This window comes from Prochlorococcus sp. MIT 1223 (assembly GCF_034092465.1).
GTDB lineage: Bacteria > Cyanobacteriota > Cyanobacteriia > PCC-6307 > Cyanobiaceae > AG-402-N21.
The window spans coordinates 1,154,291-1,175,618 of sequence record NZ_CP139303.1; the positions used below are offsets into that span (position 1 = coordinate 1,154,291).

General features: G+C 34.4%; 20 protein-coding genes. 7 read left to right on the top strand and 13 right to left on the bottom strand.

The features are described 5' to 3' along the window. Position 1: 1 nt before the first annotated feature. Positions 2 to 1,024 carry a type I glyceraldehyde-3-phosphate dehydrogenase gene (gene gap, locus SOI85_RS06220; RefSeq protein ID WP_320663548.1) on the bottom strand — a complete coding sequence of 341 codons (1,023 nt, stop codon included), beginning with the start codon at positions 1,022 to 1,024 and terminating at the stop codon, positions 2 to 4. A gap of 189 nt (positions 1,025 to 1,213) precedes the next feature. Here gap and murC point away from each other — a divergent pair, with 189 nt between their 5' ends. From murC to SOI85_RS06235, 3 genes are read left to right on the top strand one after another with little or no spacing between them, the layout of a single operon-like run. Beyond that, positions 1,214 to 2,644, top strand: a complete 1,431-nt coding sequence (murC, locus tag SOI85_RS06225) for a UDP-N-acetylmuramate--L-alanine ligase (RefSeq protein ID WP_320663549.1) — start codon at positions 1,214 to 1,216, stop codon at positions 2,642 to 2,644. Further along, complete coding sequence (murB, locus tag SOI85_RS06230) at positions 2,641 to 3,552, top strand: UDP-N-acetylmuramate dehydrogenase (RefSeq protein ID WP_320663550.1); 912 nt, start codon at positions 2,641 to 2,643, stop codon at positions 3,550 to 3,552. The genes murC and murB overlap by 4 nt, the downstream gene beginning before the upstream one ends. Positions 3,553 to 3,576: 24 nt before the next feature. Beyond that, a complete protein-coding gene (locus tag SOI85_RS06235; RefSeq protein WP_320663551.1) occupies positions 3,577 to 3,930 on the top strand; it encodes a YbaB/EbfC family nucleoid-associated protein in 354 nt (117 codons plus the stop codon). On the opposite strand, the gene rsgA is transcribed toward SOI85_RS06235, so the two are convergent. The 5 genes from rsgA to msrB all read right to left on the bottom strand — a co-directional run bounded on the left by rsgA (position 3,908) and on the right by msrB (position 7,547). After that, positions 3,908 to 4,843, bottom strand: coding sequence for a ribosome small subunit-dependent GTPase A (gene rsgA / locus SOI85_RS06240; protein WP_320663552.1), 936 nt, complete (start codon positions 4,841 to 4,843; stop codon positions 3,908 to 3,910). The two genes, SOI85_RS06235 and rsgA, sit on opposite strands and share 23 nt — an antisense overlap. Beyond that, complete coding sequence (locus tag SOI85_RS06245) at positions 4,833 to 5,081, bottom strand: sulfurtransferase TusA family protein (protein ID WP_320663553.1); 249 nt, start codon at positions 5,079 to 5,081, stop codon at positions 4,833 to 4,835. Before SOI85_RS06245 ends, rsgA begins: the two co-directional genes overlap by 11 nt. Then, positions 5,082 to 6,209 carry a molecular chaperone DnaJ gene (dnaJ, locus tag SOI85_RS06250; protein ID WP_320663554.1) on the bottom strand — a complete coding sequence of 376 codons (1,128 nt, stop codon included), beginning with the start codon at positions 6,207 to 6,209 and terminating at the stop codon, positions 5,082 to 5,084. A gap of 39 nt (positions 6,210 to 6,248) precedes the next feature. After that, positions 6,249 to 7,028 carry a nucleotide exchange factor GrpE gene (grpE, locus tag SOI85_RS06255; RefSeq protein ID WP_320663555.1) on the bottom strand — a complete coding sequence of 260 codons (780 nt, stop codon included), beginning with the start codon at positions 7,026 to 7,028 and terminating at the stop codon, positions 6,249 to 6,251. Between the two features lie 75 nt (positions 7,029 to 7,103). Continuing rightward, positions 7,104 to 7,547 (bottom strand): peptide-methionine (R)-S-oxide reductase MsrB, encoded by a 444-nt coding sequence (gene msrB, locus SOI85_RS06260; protein WP_320665142.1) that lies wholly within the window; start codon positions 7,545 to 7,547, stop codon positions 7,104 to 7,106. A 129-nt stretch (positions 7,548 to 7,676) separates the two neighbouring features. Here msrB and dusA point away from each other — a divergent pair, with 129 nt between their 5' ends. Then, positions 7,677 to 8,672: a tRNA dihydrouridine(20/20a) synthase DusA gene (dusA, locus tag SOI85_RS06265; protein ID WP_320663556.1), complete on the top strand. Its 996-nt coding sequence runs from the start codon at positions 7,677 to 7,679 to the stop codon at positions 8,670 to 8,672. 27 nt (positions 8,673 to 8,699) lie between these two features. Here dusA and SOI85_RS06270 read toward each other — a convergent pair whose 3' ends face one another. The 6 genes from SOI85_RS06270 to SOI85_RS06295 form a co-directional block, all read right to left on the bottom strand. Beyond that, positions 8,700 to 9,446: an RNA-binding protein gene (locus tag SOI85_RS06270; protein ID WP_320663557.1), complete on the bottom strand. Its 747-nt coding sequence runs from the start codon at positions 9,444 to 9,446 to the stop codon at positions 8,700 to 8,702. Positions 9,447 to 9,571: 125 nt separating this feature from the next. After that, on the bottom strand, positions 9,572 to 10,951 hold the full coding sequence (gene argH, locus SOI85_RS06275) for an argininosuccinate lyase (protein WP_320663558.1): 1,380 nt from the start codon (positions 10,949 to 10,951) through the stop codon (positions 9,572 to 9,574). Between the two features lie 50 nt (positions 10,952 to 11,001). Continuing rightward, positions 11,002 to 12,411: a SpoIIE family protein phosphatase gene (locus tag SOI85_RS06280; RefSeq protein WP_414477783.1), complete on the bottom strand. Its 1,410-nt coding sequence runs from the start codon at positions 12,409 to 12,411 to the stop codon at positions 11,002 to 11,004. A gap of 59 nt (positions 12,412 to 12,470) precedes the next feature. Further along, a complete protein-coding gene (ftsY, locus tag SOI85_RS06285; protein WP_320663559.1) occupies positions 12,471 to 13,784 on the bottom strand; it encodes a signal recognition particle-docking protein FtsY in 1,314 nt (437 codons plus the stop codon). Further along, the gene (gene nusB, locus SOI85_RS06290) at positions 13,784 to 14,419 is read right to left on the bottom strand and encodes a transcription antitermination factor NusB (protein WP_320663560.1); all 636 of its coding nucleotides are present in this window, start codon (positions 14,417 to 14,419) and stop codon (positions 13,784 to 13,786) included. The genes ftsY and nusB overlap by 1 nt, the downstream gene beginning before the upstream one ends. A gap of 23 nt (positions 14,420 to 14,442) precedes the next feature. Next, positions 14,443 to 15,189 (bottom strand): DUF502 domain-containing protein, encoded by a 747-nt coding sequence (locus SOI85_RS06295; RefSeq protein ID WP_320663561.1) that lies wholly within the window; start codon positions 15,187 to 15,189, stop codon positions 14,443 to 14,445. A gap of 210 nt (positions 15,190 to 15,399) precedes the next feature. Between SOI85_RS06295 and queG the strand changes: the two genes are divergently transcribed. The 3 genes from queG (at position 15,400) to SOI85_RS06310 (ending at position 19,803) form a co-directional block, all read left to right on the top strand. Then, positions 15,400 to 16,356 carry a tRNA epoxyqueuosine(34) reductase QueG gene (queG, locus tag SOI85_RS06300; RefSeq protein ID WP_320663562.1) on the top strand — a complete coding sequence of 319 codons (957 nt, stop codon included), beginning with the start codon at positions 15,400 to 15,402 and terminating at the stop codon, positions 16,354 to 16,356. A gap of 11 nt (positions 16,357 to 16,367) precedes the next feature. Continuing rightward, positions 16,368 to 17,252 (top strand): tetratricopeptide repeat protein, encoded by an 885-nt coding sequence (locus SOI85_RS06305; RefSeq protein ID WP_320663563.1) that lies wholly within the window; start codon positions 16,368 to 16,370, stop codon positions 17,250 to 17,252. 79 nt (positions 17,253 to 17,331) lie between these two features. Next, positions 17,332 to 19,803 (top strand): DNA topoisomerase (ATP-hydrolyzing), encoded by a 2,472-nt coding sequence (locus SOI85_RS06310; protein ID WP_320663564.1) that lies wholly within the window; start codon positions 17,332 to 17,334, stop codon positions 19,801 to 19,803. 6 nt (positions 19,804 to 19,809) lie between these two features. Here the strand turns inward: SOI85_RS06310 and purF are convergent, their stop codons facing one another. Further along, positions 19,810 to 21,270 (bottom strand): amidophosphoribosyltransferase, encoded by a 1,461-nt coding sequence (purF, locus tag SOI85_RS06315; RefSeq protein WP_320663565.1) that lies wholly within the window; start codon positions 21,268 to 21,270, stop codon positions 19,810 to 19,812. Between the last annotated feature and the right edge of the window lie 58 nt (positions 21,271 to 21,328).

A 21,328-nucleotide genomic window follows, 5' to 3' on the forward strand; every position in this document is an offset into this window, starting at 1 on the left:
TTCACTTCCAATTCTTAGCAACTATTTCAGCAAGATCTACTACTCTTTGACTATAGCCCCACTCATTATCGTACCAAGCGACAACCTTTATTAGGTTATCTCCGATTGCCATCGTTAAATCTGTATCAACAATTGTGGATTCATTCGTACCTGCATAATCACTTGAAACTAAAGGTAAATCACCGTATTTAATGATTCCTTTCATGGAACCTTCAGATGCATTTTTTAATACAGAATTTACTTCTTGAGCAGTAGTAGCTCTAGATGATTCAAAAACAAGATCAACTGCAGAAACATTTGGAGTAGGAATTCTCATGGCAATTCCTGTCAACTTACCTTTCATTTGTGGATAAACTAAAGCAACTGCTTTTGCGGCTCCTGTAGAAGTTGGAACTATATTCATCGCAGCAGCACGAGCTCTGCGAAGATCACGATGACTGTTATCAAGAATCCTCTGATCACCCGTATAGCTATGAATTGTGGTCATCAAACCTTTATTGATGCCAAAAGATTGATCTAATACTTTAACTATGGGAGCAAGGCAATTTGTTGTACAGCTTGCATTACTAAGAATTTTAAAATCGTCATGGCGATATTGATCAGCATTAACTCCAACAACATAAGTTCCAACTCCATCTCCTTTCCCAGGAGCAGTGAGAATCACTTTCTTAGCACCAACTTCAAGATGCTTACTAGCTCCAACGTCAGTATTAAAAACTCCGGTTGACTCAATTACTAAATCAATTCCCCATTCTTTCCATGGCAAATTAAGAGGATTTCTATCGGAAAAACATTTAATTGTTTTACCATTAATTACAAATGTATCGTCTGTGTAATCAATCTCAGCGTCTTTGATTTGCCCAAGAATTGAATCATACTTCAATAAATGAGCATTGGTCTTAGGGTCTGAGGTGACGTTAATACCAACTACTTCAAGATTTGTGTTGGAGCCTCTGCTTAACCAACAACGCATGAAATTACGACCGATTCGGCCAAATCCATTTATCGCAACACGCAAGGTCATACTAAAAGCGGCTTAACCGCGAAACGTTAGGTAGGCCGCCGATCATACAGACAGAAGTTCGTTTTTTGCCAATAAATACGCAACATTGAATTGTTATTGGAAGAAAAAACACAATTCAGACCCAAAAATCTAGAAGAATGAGCCTCTAGATGAAGAGAGAGGTATCTTTCAATCGTCAGTCCAAAAAGTGTGAGAAGCATTTTTTCCAAAAAATCTCATATCCACTTCATAGGTATTGGTGGTATTGGTATGTCAGCAATTGCGTTGGTTCTTGCTAAACGTGGATTTTCAGTCTCAGGTTCTGACAAACAAATCAATTCTCAGGTTGAAAGCTTGATCGCAGAAAATATCACTATTTTCAAGAATCAAGAGAAAGAAAATATTACAAAAATTTGCTCTGGAAACAATCTATCTCCAGTGGTTGTTACTAGCACAGCAATTCCTGAGAACAATCCTGAACTTCAAGAAGCAAAGAAAGCCAAGTTAAATATCTTGCATAGATCAGATATTTTAAATGATTTAGTAAAAAATCAACCTTCTATTCTTATTGGAGGAAGCCATGGGAAGACAACTACAAGCACTGTAATTTCAACTTTATTAGCTCTTTGCAAAGAAGATCCAACTTCTATAATTGGTGGAATAAATCCCTATTATAATAATAATGCGCATTCAGGATTAGGGAAATTTCTAATCGCTGAAGCAGACGAATCAGATGGTTCAATTATTAAATTTAAACCCGAAATAGGTCTTTTAACTAATCTTGATCTTGATCATACTAATTATTATGCAAGTATTGAATCATTAATAGAAACGATGCAACATTTTGGAGAAAATTCTAAAACATTACTTGCAAATTATGATTGCCCAAAAATTAGAGAGAACTTTAATGCAAAAAAGTGGTGGTCAACAAAAACGATTAAAGGAGTTGATTTTTCTGGAATACCCATAGAGCAAAAAAGTGATAGAACAATAGCTAAATATTATGAAAACGAAGAGTATCTAGGCGAATTAAATATTCCTATAGCAGGATTACATAATTTAAGTAATGTAATTGGTGGAATTGCTGCATGCAGAATTGCTGGTATTCCTTTTAAGAGGTTGGAATCAAATGTTATAAACATTCAATCTCCTGGTAGAAGATTTGAATTTAGAGGAATATGGAAAGGAAGAAAGATTTATGATGACTATGCACATCATCCCAAAGAAATAGAAGCAGCTTTATCTTTAGCACGCTTATTAGCTGATAATGAAATTAAAAATAATGATACTCAAAACTGTAAAATTATATCTGTTTTTCAACCACACCGCTTTAGCAGAACAAAAGTATTTTTAAAAGATTTTGCGAAATCACTTTTAAATAGCGATTGTATTATACTAGCTCCAATATATGATGCAGGAGAAATAGAGATTGAAGGAGCAAGTAGCCAGCTCTTAGCTAATTCAATAAGAATGATCAATCCATCTATGTCAGTATTAGTTGCAACTGATTTTGAAGAAATAATTAATTTAATAAAGCAAAAAACTTTAGAAGGTGATTTAGTAATAAATATGGGGGCTGGAAATATTAATAAGGTTTGGACAGAATTAAACAATTTAAACTATGATCCATTAAATAATTGAATATCTTGATTGAGAGCATAGATCTAAAGATTCATAATCAAATTAATTTATCAAGTTTTACAAGCTTGAAAATAGGAGGTCCTGCTGAATGGCTAAGTGAACCAAGAAATATTAATGAACTGCATAAACTAATCTCTTGGGCAAAAAACAAAAAAATTCCTAGCAGAGTTATTGGAGCAGGTTCAAACCTATTAATAAGTGATCGGGGCCTAGATGGCTTAACAATATGTACGAGAAAAATGCATGGTGGAGATATAAATCACAAAACAGGAAAAGTCATGGCACTTAGCGGAGAATCTTTACCAAGCCTTGCGAGAAGAGCTGCCAATGCAGGACTTCATGGATTGGAATGGGCAATTGGAATCCCTGGAACAGTTGGAGGTGCAGTTGTAATGAATGCTGGTGCTCAAGGGTCCTGCATTGCAGAAAAAATTATTTCTGCAGAGGTAATGCCATTGATAGGAGGCACATTACAAAAACTTGCTAAAAAAGACCTGTTATTTTCTTACAGAAATAGCCGACTACAAAAAGAAGAATTAATTGTCTTGTCTGCCCTTTTTCAACTAGAACCTGGCCATAATCCCAAAGAAATTAATAAAAAAACAGATGAGATTTTAAATCATCGAAAAAATACACAGCCATACCATTTGCCAAGCTGTGGAAGTGTATTTAGGAACCCAGAGCCTCATAAAGCGGGTTTTTTAATAGAACAGCTTGGATTGAAAGGTACCAAATCAGGGGGAGCTGAGATCTCCAAATTACATGCAAACTTTATAGTCAATACCTTGAACGCTTCTGCTGAAGACATTCAAAAATTAATCTCGATGATACAAATAAAAGTTAAAGAAAAACATGGTTTTTTACTGCATCCGGAAGTAAAGCAACTTGGTTTCAAAAGAAACGAGTAATGTAAAAATTAGCAAATTAAAAAAATGGCTGGATTCGGATTACCAAATTTTGGACAACTAACCGACGCATTTCGGAAAGCTCAACAAATCCAACAAAATGCTCAAAAACTTCAAGAAGAACTTGAAGTAATGGAGGTAGAAGGGAAAAGTGCTGATGGCAGAACTAGTGTTTGGCTTTCAGGAAACCAACTCCCATTAAAAGTGAGGATAGATCCAACTGTTCTAGCCGAAGGCAAAGAAGTTACTGAGAGCTCATTTTTAGATGCTCTGAAATCAGCACATGAAATATCTACAACAACAATGAAAGAAAGAATGGAAGAACTTACTGGTGGATTAAAACTTAATTTACCTGGTCTTAATAGTGAAGATCAGGAATAATTATTTCATCTAAGCATTTTAAATAATAAGAATACCTGGGCCAGTTCTTATTCATTTTGCATCCAGGCTCATCACGATGCAAACAATCCCTAAATTTACAATCTTTTCCATTAGTTTGAATTCTAAACTCAGGGAATAAATTAGCTAATTTTCTTGCCTCTATTCCTAATTCTGGTCTATTAAAACCTGGCGTATCCGCAACATAACAGCCTTTGACTAATGAAAACAATTCAACATTTCTAGTTGTATGCCTACCTCTTTGCAACTTCTTTGATACAGACGATATGGAAATCGATTTATCCGGAAGTAACAACTTAATCAAACTACTTTTACCGACACCTGAAGGACCACACAAAACTGACAATTTAGATAATTTTAATTTATTTAATAAATCTACTGTGCCCATTCCAGTGATTGTAGAAAATAAAATAGGTTTATAGCCCCACTGTTCAATCATTTTTTTATATGAAAGTAATTCATCAGATGAAATCAAATCAGATTTAGATAAGACTAAAGATACATTTAGACCTGTTCTTTCTGCTGTAATTAAAAACCTACTTGCTTGATCAAGATTTAAAGATGGTTCTGAAACTGAAATAAATACAAAAATATCAGAAACATTTGCAACTGGAGGCCTCTTAAGAAAGCTAATTCTTTCTTTTACACCATAAATAACACCTCTCTTTTGTTCCAAATCTATACTTTCTACAAACACTCTATCCCCTACATTAACTTCATAACCTTCATATTTCATTTTACTTCTTTGAGTACATAAAATGCGAATTGGATTAACATTATTCTCACTGTAATTTAGCAAAGAAGTATCTAATTTAATTGGCTCAATCTCTACAATTAAATAATTAGCTTTTAATGAAATAACAAGCCCTTCGGCTTTTTTTAAATCAACTATCAAGACGATTAATTAATAACGTTAAAAACTCTTTGGTTTCATAAATAATTTTGACATTATGTCCAGATTTAGAAAGACCAGAAATAATTGTTTCTTCTGGCTCTCCTCTATCAATATCTACTTGCAAAAATTCTTGATTGTTTAATTTTTCTAAAGTCAAATTACAACGTACAAAATTCAACGGACATGGAGTACCACGTAAATCAAGATGTTCAATTAAAGAATTATTTTCTTCTATCATTTAATTATTTCCAAATAATCTAGCGAACAAACCACTTTTATGATGATGATGTTGAGGACCTCTAGCTGAATGATGACTTGCTAATTGTTCGAGCAAAATCTTTTCTTCCTCAGAGAAACGGCTTGGTAATTGAACATTTACAGTAATAGATTGGTTACCTCTTGCTACCGGATTTCCTAATTTAGGAATACCTTTATTTTCCAAAGTAAGCACAGAGTTTGGTTGGGTACCAAGAGGAATATTGAGTTTAATAGGACCATCAACTGTTTCTACCTCAATAGTGTCGCCTAAAATAGCTTGTAGATAACTTATCTTAATTTCAGAAAAAATTGTCAGTCCATCTCTTTTTAATTTTGGATGGCTCTTAACTTTAATAAAGACATATAAATCACCAGAGGGTCCTCCTCTTAATCCAGCATTACCTTCGCCAGTTACTCTTAAACGAGTTCCAGTATCTACACCTGCAGGAATATTAATACGAAGTTTTTTCCTTATTTGTTTAACACCTTTTCCACTACACGAAGAACAGGGGTCTGAAATTATTTGACCAGAACCATTACAAGTCGGACACTCTGCTACTTGTGTAAAACTTCCAAATGGCGTTCTTGTTGCTCTGCGAACTTGACCAGCTCCTCCACAGGTATTGCAATTTGATGGTCCACTCCCTGGTCTTGATCCACTGCCTTGACAAGAATCACAAGCTTCTAAATGAGGAATTTTAATTTCTTTTTCTTGGCCAAAAACTGCTTGATTAAATTCAACTGTTAAGTCATAACGTAAATCGTCTCCTTGTTGCGGACCTCTTCTCTGAGAGCGTCCTGAGGTAGGTCCTACTCCTCCAAAACCACTAAAAAATGTTTCAAACAAATCACCAAAACCACCCATGTCTCCCATATCAGGCATACCCCCGCCACCAAGGCCTGCTTCACCAAATTGGTCATACTGAGCTCGCTTTTGAGGATCACTTAAGACTTCATAAGCCCTGCCAATTTCTTTAAAACGATCTTCAGCACCAGGTTCCTTATTAATGTCAGGGTGAAATTGACGTGCCATTTTTCGATAAGCACTTTTTAAAGTGTCTTGATCGGCATTTTTCCCAACGCCTAATAAGTCGTAAAAATCAGCCATTAGATCTTTAACATGTCTTGAAGAAAAGCTTGCATTTAATTAATCTGGTAGATTTCCAGATTCTCCTGTGTCATCACCATTATCAACAAGATTAGAACTTTCTTCTGACTTAGATGACACATCAGAAGATGGGCCAGGGCCCATAGATACTTTTACCAGTGCATGTCTAATAACACGCCCTTCTAAGTGATATCCCCTTTGCAACTCCTCAGTAATAATATCCTCAGAATGTTCCTCACTTGGCTCACGAAGAACAGCTTCATGAAGATTTGGATCAAATTGCTGGCCTACAACTTTCATTGGAGCAACTCCTAATTTTTTCAATACTTCAACAAGTTGTTTATACAAGCCTTGATAACTTCTATGAAGAGTTTGTGCTTCTTCTCCTTCAGGAGTTAATTGCTGTCTAGCTCTCTCAAAATTATCAATCACAGGCAACACCTCACTTAAAGTATTACAAGTTAATTGGATGCGAAGATCATCGTTATCACGAGTTTGTCTTTTTCTAAAATTGTCAAAATCAGCTGCAATTCTTATATATTGACTTTTTAATGTCTCATGTTCTTTTTTTAATGTCTCATGTTCTTTTTCTAATTGCTCTAAACGCGCTTCAGTATCTGCAATTTGACTAAATTGACTTTTAGAATTTTGCAAATTTTCTAGATCTTCAGTTTTAGGCCCATCTGGAGAAACAGAAGTGCTTGATTCTTCAGAGTTATGAGCATCTTTTGGCAAATCAGTATTTGAATTGGTATTTTGCTCCACGTCCGAATGATTGTTTTGACTGTCTTCTTGATGGTTATTCACGTCTGAGCTCATCAAATTAACAAGATTATTATCTATGTTGAATGTTTAATGATCTATGCACAAGCTGCGGAAGCCCACACCTATAAATTAATTATTTAATTTAAAGTTAAGAGCTACTCCATTATTGCAATAACGCTTACCTGTTGGCTTAGGACCATCCTCAAATACGTGACCTTGATGACCTCCACAGCGGCTGCAATGATATTCAGTACGAGGAACGATTAATTTAAAATCTAATTTTGTCTCTATTGCATTAGGTAAATGATCCCAAAAGCTTGGCCATCCTGTGCCACTGTCAAATTTTGTCTGAGATGAAAACAAGGCCAAATCACAGGCAGCACAATGAAAAGTTCCTTCTCGCTTTTCTTCATTAAGCAAACTTGTAAATGGTCTTTCAGTTCCTTCTTTTCTAAGAACGGAATAAGCTTCTGGAGAAAGTCTTTTTTTCCAGTCTTCGTTACTCAATTCCCAATTATTTTCTATAGATTTAAAAGAAGCAGAAGCTGATTTTGCTTGAAAGAAAAATCCCATGAAACTAGTACAGAAAATAATGATTGCTTCTCTACGACTAAAAAAGAAAAACCTGTTTTGCATCGCAGAATAAGAGAGTATGAAATTCTATCTAAATAAAACTTCAATCGGCTAAAGGAGTAATAAAAAATGTTTAGTCAAAATTCATCTTTAATAACAGAGGCTTACAAATTTAGCGTTGCTCCAATGCTTGATTGCACAGACAAGCACTTCAGAGTTCTAATGCGACAAATAAGTAAACGAGCTTTGTTATATACAGAAATGGTTGTTGCACAAGCTTTACATCACAACGATAACAAAAAAAAATTTTTAGATTTTGAATCAATAGAACATCCAATATCACTTCAAGTAGGAGGGGATAATCCTAAGCTTTTATCCGAAGCAGCTGAGCTTGCTCAAATATGGGGTTACGACGAAATCAATCTAAATATCGGATGTCCTAGTCAAAAAGTCCAATCGGGTAATTTTGGAGCATGTCTTATGGCTCAGCCAGAAAAAGTAGCCGAATGTGTAAAAGCAATGACTCAAGCATCTGACTTACCAGTTACTGTTAAGCATAGAATTGGAATTGATAATGAAGAAGGTGAATTATTTCTAATAAATTTTGTAGATAAAGTATCAGAAGCTGGAGCTCAAAGATTTTCTATCCATGCAAGAAAAGCATGGCTTAAAGGGTTAAATCCAAAAGAAAATAGAACAGTCCCACCTCTTGAATATGAAGTGGTTTCTAAGCTTAAAGAAGATAGGCCAAACCTATTAATAGAACTAAACGGGGGGTTAAACACACTAAATGATTGTTTAGCCGCTCTTAAACAATTTGATGGAGTAATGGTAGGAAGAGCTGCCTATAAAAATCCACTCTTGTGGAAAGAAGTAGATGCAATAATTTATAAAGAAAAACCTAAGGAAATCAATGCCTATAAAGTTTTAAAAGGGATGATTCCATATGTAGAAAGACATCTTTATATGGGAGGAAGATTATGGGACATCACGAAACATACAGTTAATCTTGTACAAAACGTTCCTGGAGCTAAAAGCTGGAGACACAAAATTACTCAAGAATCACAAAGGAAGGATGCAGGAATTGATATTTATCTAAAAGCTATTGATCTACTCAAATTTTAAACTTAAAAAAGAACTCATTAAATATATTTAACCTTCTGCACCACCATAATCAGAGGTTGTGTCGTCAGCCGGAGCTCCTCTTCTTCTTCTGCTGCGACCCTCTTGATCGTCAGATTCAACAGACGATGATGCTCCATAACTTCTATCCTCCCAGCCTTTAGCTCCAGAATCTCTTTCAGCGGAGCCATCTGCTGAAGCAGAAGGACCGCCGTAACCGCCACCGCCATAGCCGCCGCCGCTGTTGTTGTTATAGCCGCCGCCGCCATAGCCGCCGCCGCTGTTGTTATAGCCACCGCCATAGCCGCCGCCGCTGTTGTTGTTATAGCCGCCGCCGCCGCCATAACCGCCGCCGCTGTTGTTATAGCCGCCGCCACCGCCATAGCCGCCGCCGCCGCTGTTGTTATAGCCACCGCCGCCGCCATAACCGCCGCCGCTGTTGTTATAGCCGCCGCCGCCGCCATAGCCACCGCCACCGCCATAGCCGCCACCGCCGCCGCCATAGCCGCCGCCGCCTCTTCTAGGGCCGCCGCTTCCACGAGGTTCAGCTTTATTAATACGTAATGGTCGACCCATCAATTCTGCTCCTTGTAGAGCCTCAATGGCAGATGCTTCGACTGACTCATCTGCCATCTCAACAAAAGCAAAGCCTCTTTTACGCCCTGTGTCTCGTTCTAAAGGTAGAGAACAGTTAGTTACTTCCCCAAAAGGAGTAAACAACTCAACTACATCTTCCTGCTCAGCGCGGAAAGGCAAGTTACCAACAAAAATACTCACTTGAATCGTGGACCAAAAAATAAATGTGCCTGAGAGGCTTTTAAAAAGCCAAATTTAATGATTCAAAAGAAGAATCATCTCACAAATTATTCTAATACTTTGAACCTACAAAAAGAGTAAAAGAATTATTTAGCAAGCTTGGACCGCCATACAACCAACTGTTCCTTAACAAGACGAAAGCCTGTTCCACCTTGACTAGTCCTAGAAGCAACAACATTCTCGGGCAAAAGTTTTGTATAGATATCTTGAGAAACTGATGGATGAAATTCTTGCCATTTTTCAAGAGTTAAGTCTTTCAATAAAATATTTTGCTCTAAACAATACTTAACAAGTGCTCCAACCAACTGATAGGCCTCCCTAAATGGTACTCCTTTTATGACTAAATAGTCTGCAACATCAGTCGCATTAGAAAAATCCGAAATAACAGCTGCAGACAATGAATCTCTAGAAAATTCTATTCCTTCTTCAAATAATATTGTCATTGCATTTAAACAATTATCAACTGTTAAAACTGTATCGAAAAGAGCTTCTTTGTCCTCTTGAAAATCCTTATTGTAAGCCAAAGGCAATCCTTTTATCATCGTTAATAATGCTTGTAAATGTCCAAAAACTCTTCCAGACTTACCTCTTATTAGTTCAGGAACATCTGGATTCTTTTTTTGAGGCATAAGGCTACTGCCTGTTGCACATCGATCTGTAAGTTTTACAAATGAAAATTCTTCTGAAGACCATAAAATTAATTCTTCCGATAACCTGCTTAAATGAGCCATAATTAATGATGCTGAAGAAACAAATTCAACAACAAAGTCTCTATCACTTACTGCATCTATACTATTATTGCAAATATTCTCAAAGCCTAAAGTCTTAGCTGTTAAGTACCTATCTATCGGTACCTTTGTTCCTGCCAATGCTGCTGCACCTAAAGGACAAGTATTCACTCTTCCTCTTACATCTAATAAACGTTCTCTATCTCTTTCAAGCATCTCAATATAAGCTACTAAATGATGAGCTAACGATACAGGTTGAGCTCTTTGTAAATGAGTATATCCAGGTATTATTGTATTTAAATTTTCTTCTGCTTGATTTAATAAAATTAACTGAAATTTTTTAACTTGATCATCTAATCTATCTATTTTTTTCCTTAGCCATAATCTTAAATCTGTCGCAACTTGATCATTTCGACTTCTTCCTGTATGCAATTTTTTTCCAATATCTCCAATTTTATTAATCAATCTATGTTCAACTGCAAAATGAACATCCTCATCATCTACTCCTGCTTTAAAACTACCTCTATGATATTCAATGAGAATTTCCTTAAGTCCTTCTTCAATCAGTTTTGCCTCTTTACTCGTAATTACTTTTGTCTCAGCCAGCATTTTTGCATGTGCTATTGAACCTTCTATATCTTCATTTAAAAGTTCAATATCAAAATTAATAGACGCATTAAATACTTTTATAAAGGGATTCAGACCCTTCTCAAACCTATCACTCCATGCTTTAGTCAAATTTAAATCCCTCAGATACTTATCTACTAAAGCAACTTGCTAAAAAGTTGTCAGTGGTGAATTTTTCTTATGTTAGGAAGAGTTATATCTTCATTAACTTTTAAGACAACCATAGAGGCATCATCTTGTAGGTGCTGCCCTATTCCTACAAAACTATCTAAACGTTTAAAAAGCTTATCTAAAATTGGTTTTGCACTTAAACCTTGAACTGCATATTCACTCAAGAGATGAATTAAACGAACTTCATCAAAACGTTCGCCTGTAAGACCTTGTGCCTCAGTTACTCCATCTGTGTAATACAAAAGAATATCCCCTGGTTCAAGAATAGTTTCACCGCAAACATATTCTGCGTCAGGTTGAAGTCCAATTAATAAGCCAGGTGAATCCAATCTAGATATTGCTTTTGTTGCAGCTCTCCAAAGTAATGGAGGGTTATGAGCAGCGTTGGCAAATCTTAATTTCCTAGACCTCGGATCATAATCAGAATAAAAAAGAGTAACAAAGCGATGAGATTGAGCCAAATCATCAAGTGCTAACTGATTTAAGTCATGAAGGATCTGATTCGGTGGTAATCCACTAATTACCTCAGCTCTCAACATTCCTCTAAGCATTGTCATCAATAAACCAGCTGGAATTCCTTTGCCCATTACATCTCCAATAACAAAAGACCATTGGCCTCTTTCTCTTCTTCTACCTAATAATTCAGGCCTGGTCGGCATAAAATCGTAGTAGTCGCCTCCTACCTGAAATGCAGGCCGACAAAGAGCAGCTAATTCAATACCCTCAATCATTGGACATCTGTCAGGAAGTAATTGCGCCTGTATTTCCGCTCCAATGCTTAATTGCCTATCTAAACTTTCATGTCTTCTAATCTCTTGAATAACCAAATCATTTTCAATTGCAACTCCTGTTAAATCAGCAACTAATTGAACATGCTGTCGATGAATATCACTCCAGAAACAGTTTTTTTGAGTATTAAAAATATATATTCTTCCTCTAACTCTGCCTCTAGCTATTAATGAAGTAGTGAAAACTCCTGAATCTGAAAAATGACTTTGAAAAAAACTATCTAATAAAGCTAATTGATTCTCGTCAAATGCAAACCCTTCCTTCTTTCCAGGATCAAATACAGATAATTGTCTAACTAGTTCCTGAGAATCATCATTTGAAGATAAATGAATTTGTTCTCTCCAAACTCGTCCATCTTCATGAAATGGAATTAAGCAACATCCTTCAACTCCAATTAGTTGAGTTATAACAACTGGGACAAATTCCAAAAACCTGCTCAAATTGGTAAAACTTCTTAGAGCAAATCCCAATGAAGATAACAATTCTTGATTTCGTTTTTGTTCTCTAGATAAACTATCTAATAATTCTCTAAATGATGAGGAAGGAGAAAATAATTGGGCATTGCTCAATGAAGAGTTTTTTATATTTAGTGGAAGTCGTTTATTTGGCAATTACAAACAACCTAAGAATTCAAAAGGTAGCAAAATTTGGCAAAAGAGTCTTTAGAAAATCAACGTTTTGCCAATAGAGCTTCAACAAATTCAAAACTATTAAAAGGCCTTAAATCTCTAATACCTTCACCTGCACCAATAAATCGAATAGGTAATTTTGCTTCTGATGCAATTGCTAATGCAACTCCTCCTCTGGATGAACCATCAAGTTTCGTGATAACTACACCTGTTAATTGAGCTGATTTAGCAAATGCCATGGCTTGTCTAAGACCATTTTGCCCTTGACTTGCATCTAAAACCAAAAGAGATTCAACCTCAGCATTTGGAGATAATCTGTCAATTATTTTTCTAATCTTTTCTAACTCATCCATAAGATTATTTTTTGTTTGTAATCTTCCTGCTGTATCTACTAATAATAAATCGACATTCTTTGAGCTAGCTGCTCCTATAGCATCAAAAACAACAGCCGCAGGGTCAGCATTGGCTGTTTCATTAGCAATTAAAGGTACAGAGCTTTTTTTTGCCCAAACTCTCAATTGCTGTACTGCTGCTGCTCTAAATGTATCTGCTGCTGCTATTAAAGCTGAATATCCACTTCTAACTGCAAGGTTAGCTAACTTTCCTAATGTAGTTGTTTTTCCAACTCCATTAACACCAACAAATAACCATATATTTAATGTATTCTTCTCGGGAACTAATAATTCCTTTTCAGAAGATTTTATTGGCTCATCTAATATTTCTCGCAATTTCTCTTTTAAGAAATTTAATCCTTCTTCTGCTCCCAAAACTTCCTCGTTTAGACGGGTACGCAAAGCCGCTAAGATTTTATCCGTCGCATCTATACCTGCATCTGCTTTTAAAAGTAACATTTCCAAGTCATCAACTACTTCAGGCGTTAAAGGATCGTCTCCAAATTTATCAAGTAAATCAGTTACAAACTCTTTTCGAGTCTTTTCTAACCCATCTTTTAATCTACCGAGCCAATCAATTTCTTCTAATGAGATGTCAGCAGATTTTTTCCCTTGGGCAGCTAAAATATCTGCTGACCAAGTAAAGTCATTATCAAAATCACCAAGAGTCGGCTCTTCATTAACTGAGGGATCTACTTCTTCAACTCCAATATTTGAAGGCTTCGATAAAACCTCATTGTTGCCAGACAGTTCAATTTCTTCTTTTTGAATAGAAATTTTAGTTTCTACTGATTTATCTTTTATTTTTTTCTGATTTTCTGCTATTTCTTCCTTTCGTTTTTGTTGTTGTTCTTTTAACCTTTCATATGCATCTTTTGCCCAATCTAATGAGTTTTCAGATTCTTCATCCAATATATTTTTAGAAGAGTCTAAGTTTTTACGCTTAAATTCATCGTAAGTCATTATTTTAGATTTAAAGACATATTATCTTGTAATTTCCTTAAAATGCCATTAATCATTTTTCTACCTTGTTCATCACTATAACGATTAGCTAAATTAACAGCTTCATTACAAGCTACAGCAACAGGAATATTTAAATTATTTAAGTCAACAAAAGCAATCCTTAAAATATCTCGATCAATTCTAGGAAGTCTCTTTAAGCGCCAACCTTCCATAACATTATCAATGTTTTGATCAATATGAGAAAACTTATTTAAAATAAGATTTACTCTATTAATTGCTCCAAACCTAATTTCCTCGTGATCACTTAATGATATTAATCGTGTTAGATCAATTGTTTCCTCAAGACTGTTTAATATAAGTTCTCCTTTTTTTAAACTATTAGTCAAGTGTTTTCGAACTATCTGATTTGAAGATTTATCAAACTCTTTTAATTCACTATCATTTAATTCTTCATAAGCAATTTCTAATAGGTTAGCGCAGTCCGCCAACTCTTCTTTCCAATGATTTGTTAAAGTGTCTAATGCTTTATTTAAAACTTGTTCAATAGAAAAATTTTTATTGACTTTAATTTGATTTTCTTCCATTTGTCCTAACAGTAATAAAGCAAGTTCTCTTGAAACAGATCTAGATTGCATGATTTTATATTTTACTGGTGAAATTATGTATTTGAAGAAGAAGTATTAGTCGAAGCAGATTTCAATTGTGAAAATAAACTGGAAAATGTTGGATTAGTAGAGTTACTTCTTTCATCTGGATTAACAATTCCTGCGGAGATAATAGTTCTAAAAGCATCCTCTACTGATATATTTAAATCTTTTACAGAATCTTCTGGAACCAATGTATACCAGCCAGTAGTTGGATTAGGTGCAGTAGGGATAAAAACACTAAGCAGGGTTGCCTCTAGTTCAGGTTGTAGAGAAGGGCCTACTACTCCCGTAACAAAACCTACGCTAAACAAACCTTCTCGAGGATACTCTACTAAAACAACACGCCTAAATCTTGTTGAATTATCTTTTAAAAACGTTTCCAATAATTGCTTAAGCGTTTTATAAATAGAACCTGCTAAAGGTATACGAGATAAAGTACCTTCACCAAACTCCAACAAGAATCGACCAACAAAATTTCTAGCCATCAAACCAATTAGCAATATTCCCAACAATGGAACTGTCAAACCCAAAGTTAAATTAATTAGATCCTGGAGAAGAGGGTTAAGGGTTATGAAAGGATTTAACTGTTTAGGAATGGACGTTAAAAACGCCAAAACAAAACGACTGAATATTGTGGAAAGCCAAATAGTGGTGGCCAATGGGATGACAACCAAGAGACCAGCTATAAGGTCATTCTTAAGATCTTGCTGGAGCCTGGAAGCCAAAGGAAGGTCTTGTCTTTGAGAGGATTGCACCAATATTGGGTCTGATGCGTTGTTCTATATATACTATTTAAACAAATAATGAATTTAAATGTAAGTTGATGGATCTTACTAACCAATTTAAAATTTGACTATTAAATGTTTTACAAGCAGCCACCCATTGATTTTAATAAGAAAAAGAATCCTAAATCAAGTAAAATTTCTTTTATAAAACAAAATAAAACTAGTCTTTTCAAAACTTAAATTGTGAAGATCAATAATTTCAATCAATATCAACTCAGTAAAATTCTAAAAGAAAAAGCAAAAGAAGAAGGATTTGAACCAGTTGGTATAGCAAGAGTGCCTGGTAGCTCTCGAATCAAACTAAGAACAGCAGCTTTAGAAAGATGGCTGGAAGCTGGTAATTATGCAGACATGAATTGGATGAATGCCCCTAGAAGAAAAAATATAGAAACACTTTTAGAAGGTATTAGTAGTGTAGTTGCTGTAGGTCTTAATTACTATGTAGATAAAGAACAAAATCCAGAAACCATGCAAATTGCTAGATTTGCATGGGGTAATGATTATCACAAAGTGATAGAGAGAAAACTCAAAAGAATTGGGAAATGGCTTAAAAAAGAAAGGCCTGATTGTAATTGGAAAGTTTGTGTGGATTCAACCTCTTTACTTGAAAAAGCATGGGCGGAAGAAGCCGGGATAGGTTGGATTGGGAAACATTCCAACGTAATAAATTCAAAAAATGGTTCTTGGATAGTTTTAGGTTTTTTACTATGCACTGAACCTCTAACACCAGATGAACCTGCTAAACCTCTATGTGGCAAATGCGAGAAATGCATTGATGCATGCCCTACAAACGCAATAACAGAACCATTTGTAATCAATGCAAATAAATGCATTACATATCACAATATAGAAAACAGAAATCTAAATTTGCCAAAAGAAATTGTTGATTCAATGGGTAATTGGATTGCAGGTTGTGACATATGCCAAAATATTTGTCCTTGGAATACAAAAGAAATTGAAAGCAGTAAAGACCCTGAAATGCAACCAAAAGAATGGATTATGAATTTAACTAATCAACAAATTTTTAATTGGAGTGATGAAGATTGGAAGCAAATTCTTGTTGGGTCAACTCTAAAAAGAGTAAAGCCTTGGATGTGGAGAAGAAATGCTAATGCTATAAAAGAAAAAGAAGAAAACTAATTAAATAAACCATGAGATCAAAAAGAAATAATAATTTAATATTATTAACTTATTATATTTTAATAAGCCTAGTATCTATTAATGTTAGAAAGCCAGTATTAGCTTTTACTCCAGCTGTATATGAGCCAAATATCAAAGAAATGAAAAATAAAAGTAAAGGTTTTGGCGAAATTGCAGCACAGTTATTATATTTCGGTGAAAACAAGAAAGCGATTCAAGTAGCAAATTTGGCTGTTAAACTAAACCCAAAAGAAGAGAAGCTCTGGGGAATATTAGCAGAAGCTCAAATGAGAAGCAAAGACTTAATTTCAGCAAGAAATTCTTTAAAACAAGCGCAAATATTGAACCCAGGAGAAGCAGTTTATTATTTTAAAGAAGCAAGTATAGATTTTGAAATAAATAAAATAAATAATTCAATACATCTAATAGAAATAGGTTTATCTATAGATCCTAAAAACCCAAATGGATACTTTCAATTAGGAAATTCTAGAATGAGGCTAAAAGAATACAAAAAAGCTCTTTTAGCATTTGAAAAAGCAAATGATCTTAAACCTACCTTTTGGCAATCTATTAATAATCAAGCATTAGTGCTATACGAAATTAATTCCAAAGAAAAAGCAATCAAATTATGGGAAAAAGTCATTGAACTTAATGCTGATGCAGAACCAATGCTTGCTTTAGCTGCTGCAAAATATCAAAAAGACAACAAAGATAAAAAATCTATTGATTTTGCCAAAAAAGCTTTATTAAAAAGTCCCATTTATGTTCATAAAAGTCATCAAAAAGATCAACTATGGGGAGATGAACTTCTAAAAGCCGCCAATGAACTGTTTAAAGCTCCTGAACTAAAAAAAGCAGTTTCTCAAGCAATTGCTAATTCAAGGATAAAAGATTGATGATAATAAAAAAAGATTGTTGTAAGAGAGATTGATCAGTAACCTGAAAAAAGTGAGGCACTCTTATTCCTAAATCTGGATGGCTGGAGAGCGCCTAAATTCAATTTCCCTGCATCAAGAGATGCAGCGCTCTTACCTCGAATACGCGATGAGCGTAATCGTTGGAAGAGCTTTGCCTGATGCAAGAGATGGCTTAAAGCCTGTCCAACGGCGCATTTTATTTGCAATGCATGAATTAGGTCTAACTCCTGATAGACCATTCAAAAAATGTGCTCGTGTGGTTGGCGACGTACTAGGTAAATATCACCCTCATGGAGATCAAGCTGTATATGACGCACTAGTCAGACTAGTTCAAGATTTTACGTGTAAGCATCCAATACTTGATGGTCACGGCAACTTCGGATCAATAGACGATGATCCACCTGCAGCAATGCGATATACGGAAACTCGATTAGCAGAAATTTCTAGTGAGTCCATTCTCAAAGAAATAGACGAAGAAACAGTTGATTTTTCTCCAAACTTTGATGGATCACAACAAGAGCCAAATGTATTACCTGCTCAGCTTCCCTTCTTGATCCTCAACGGATGCTCAGGGATAGCAGTTGGTATGGCTACAAGTATTCCTCCACACAATCTGAATGAAGTTGTAAATGGGTTACTTGAATTAATTAAAAACCCTGATATGCCAGAGGAGTCATTAATTAAACTAATACCAGGCCCAGATTTTCCGACAGGTGGAGAAATATTGCTGAGTAGTGGAATTAGAGAAACCTATACAAAAGGAAAAGGAAGCATTGTAATGAGAGGTATAGCGCATATTGAAGAAGTAAATCCAGGAAAAGGTAAACATAAAAGAAATGGAATTGTAATAACAGAATTGCCATACCAAATAAGTAAATCTGGTTGGATTGAAAAATTAGCCGAACAAGTAAATGATGGAAAAATAACTGGAATAGCAGATATAAGAGACGAAAGTGATAGAACTGGTATGAGAATATTAATAGAAATAAGAAGAGATTCTGACCCTGAAAAAATACTTAAAGAGTTATATAGAAAGACAAATTTACAATGCAATTATGGTGCAATTTTACTTGCTCTGGTGAACGGACAACCAGTGCAATTATCTCTTAAAAGATTATTAATTAACTTTTTAGAGTTTAGAGAATCAACAATCGTAAGAAGAACAAATAACTCTTTAAGAAAAATCTTAAAAAGACTTGAAATAATAGAAGGGCTGATTAAAGCACTAAAAAACCTAAGACTTGTCATAAATACTATTGAAGAAGCCAAAGATGTAAGTATAGCTAAAAATAATTTAATGATAAAATTAAAGATAAATGAAAAGCAAGCAGATGGGGTTTTGTCAATGCCATTAAGAAGGTTAACTGGACTTGAGAAACAATCTTTATACTCTGAATTAGAAGAATTAAAAGTATCTAAAAAGGATTTAGAGCTAATACTAAAAAATAGGAACGAATTATTAAAGTTAATGAGCTTAGAGTTTAAAGAATTAAAAAAAAGATTTGGTCAAAAAAGAAAAAGTAAATTAATAAAAGGTGGAGATCAATTAATAGCAGAAAGAAATGCTAATCTAAGGCCAAATAAAGAGCTACAAAGGAAACAAGCTTTAGAAGCTTTGCCTAAAGATGGACTTTTAGCCATCCAAAATAATAATGTAGTAAGAGTAATTAATCGTAAATCCATACACAAACTAAAACTAGATGAAAATATTCCATTATCAAAAGAGAATTTCCAAACAAAAATATTAATTGAAGCTAATGATAAAACAAAAATTTTGGCAATAACTGTGAATGGGAAAGTAGCCCTTTTACGTTGGGAGTTTATTGGTCTAAAAACTTCTGAGGTTACTAACCTAGTCCCAACAGGATTAGAAGAAGAAAAAATACTAAAATTAATTCCTATTACTGAAAATAAAAATCAAAGTCTTGGACTATTGACTTCAGATGGAAGATTTAAAAGAATAAGTATAAAAGAAATTCTAGAAATTTCCAGTAGATCATCAACAATACTAAAGTTAAAAGAAAAAGTAAAAGTAATATCTGCAATCTTATGTGATGATAATGATGATTTATTTATAACTACTAGTATAGGAAGATTATTGAAAATAAAAATTAACGAAAATGATTTACCTATAACAGGAAAGTTAGCTCAAGGAGCACATATAATTAGTCTATTTCCAAGTGAATCAATTGGTAGTTGTTATACTTCAAAACAATCTATAGAGAATAAAATTATTATAATGTCTAGCGATGGTAATTGTATAAAGATAAAAACCGATCTAATAAGAAACTGTGAAAAAGGTGACATAGGAATAATGTTATCGTCCATTAGTCATATAAAAGAATTTAAGGATAAACAATTGTTTGTTTTCAATTCAAATAGTGGCTGCATTATTAAAACTAATATGGAAAACTACACTCAAATTTCAAAAGATGAATTAGTAAAAATACAATCTAATGAATTCAATAGAAAATTTATACCTTTAATTGAAGGAGAAGTAATAGATAATATAAAAAATATAATTGTATAAAGTAAGTTATGAAAGATATTCCATTTCTACCCAATTCAAATACTCCTCTGTTACGTCGCCAGTTATATAATTACCAGTAAAGCAAGATAAATCTAAATCTTTAATATTAGATTCATAAGTAATGGCTTTTTGCAAGTTTTCAATATTCTGATAAACAAGTTTATCTATGGATAATTCAAAAGCTATTTCTGATATTGATTTGTTATAAGCTATTAATTCGTTTCTACTAGGCATATTAATACCATAAATATGAGGGAATCTAATTGGAGGTGCCGCAGAAGTAAAAATTACTTTATTGGCTCCAGCACCCTTAGCCATTTGAACTATTTGCTGTGAAGTTGTTCCGCGAACAATTGAATCATCAACTATAAGTACATTTTTGCCCTTGAATTCCGTACCCATAGCATTTAATTTTTGTCTTACAGACTTTTTTCGTAACGATTGGCCCGGCATTATAAATGTTCTGCCAACATACCTATTCTTAAAAAAACCTTCTCTATATTCTATCCCCAATTGTTTGGCAACCTGCATAGCAGCTGGACGAGAAGAATCAGGAATCGGCATAACAACATCTATTTCGCCTAAAGTAATTTCTTTCCTAATTGTTTCTGCTAATAAATTGCCCATTCTAAGTCTTGCTTCATAAACAGAAATTCCATTCATAACAGAATCTGGTCTAGCCAAATAAACATATTCAAAGGAACAAGGAAAAAGTTTTGGATTTTGGGCACATTGTAAAGAATATAAATCTCCAGATGGAGTGATAAAAATAGCTTCTCCAGGTTCTACATCTCTAATTATCTCATAATCATTATTTTCTAAAACAAGAGATTCACTTGCTACTATCCACTCATTTAATGAATTTAATTTAGAAACCCTCTTACCAATAACTAATGGTCTTATGCCAAATGGATCTCTAAAAGCTACTAGTCCATGACCAGCTATTAATGAAATAGCAGCATAAGATCCTTTTACTCTTTTATGAACTAATTTAATTGCTTCAAATATATTTTCAGGAGAAAAATTCTTTCCTTGTGTTACATGCTGAAGTTCTGTAGCAAACACATTTAAAAGCATCTCCGTATCACTAGATGAATTCGTATGTCTACGATCATCGTTAAAAAGTTCTTTTTCTAATTGCCTTGTGTTAGTAAGATTTCCATTATGTACTAAAACAATTCCATATGGTGCATTAACGTAAAAAGGTTGTGCTTCTTCTTCTCTATCAGCTGCACCTTTTGTTGCATATCTAACATGTCCAATACCAATATTTCCACGTAAACTTCTCATATCTCTTGTTCTATAAGCTTCTCGGACCTGACCTTTTGACTTATGTAAATGAAAAACACTATCATCCATTGTGACTATACCAGTCGAATCTTGACCTCGATGCTGTAGCAATAGCAAACTATCGTAAATCTGCTGATTTACTTGATCTTGGGAAACGACACCTACAATTCCGCACATATTAAAAAAAGCTAGTAAAACTTTTTAAGAAATTATTTAAATATAAAATTTTCAAGGC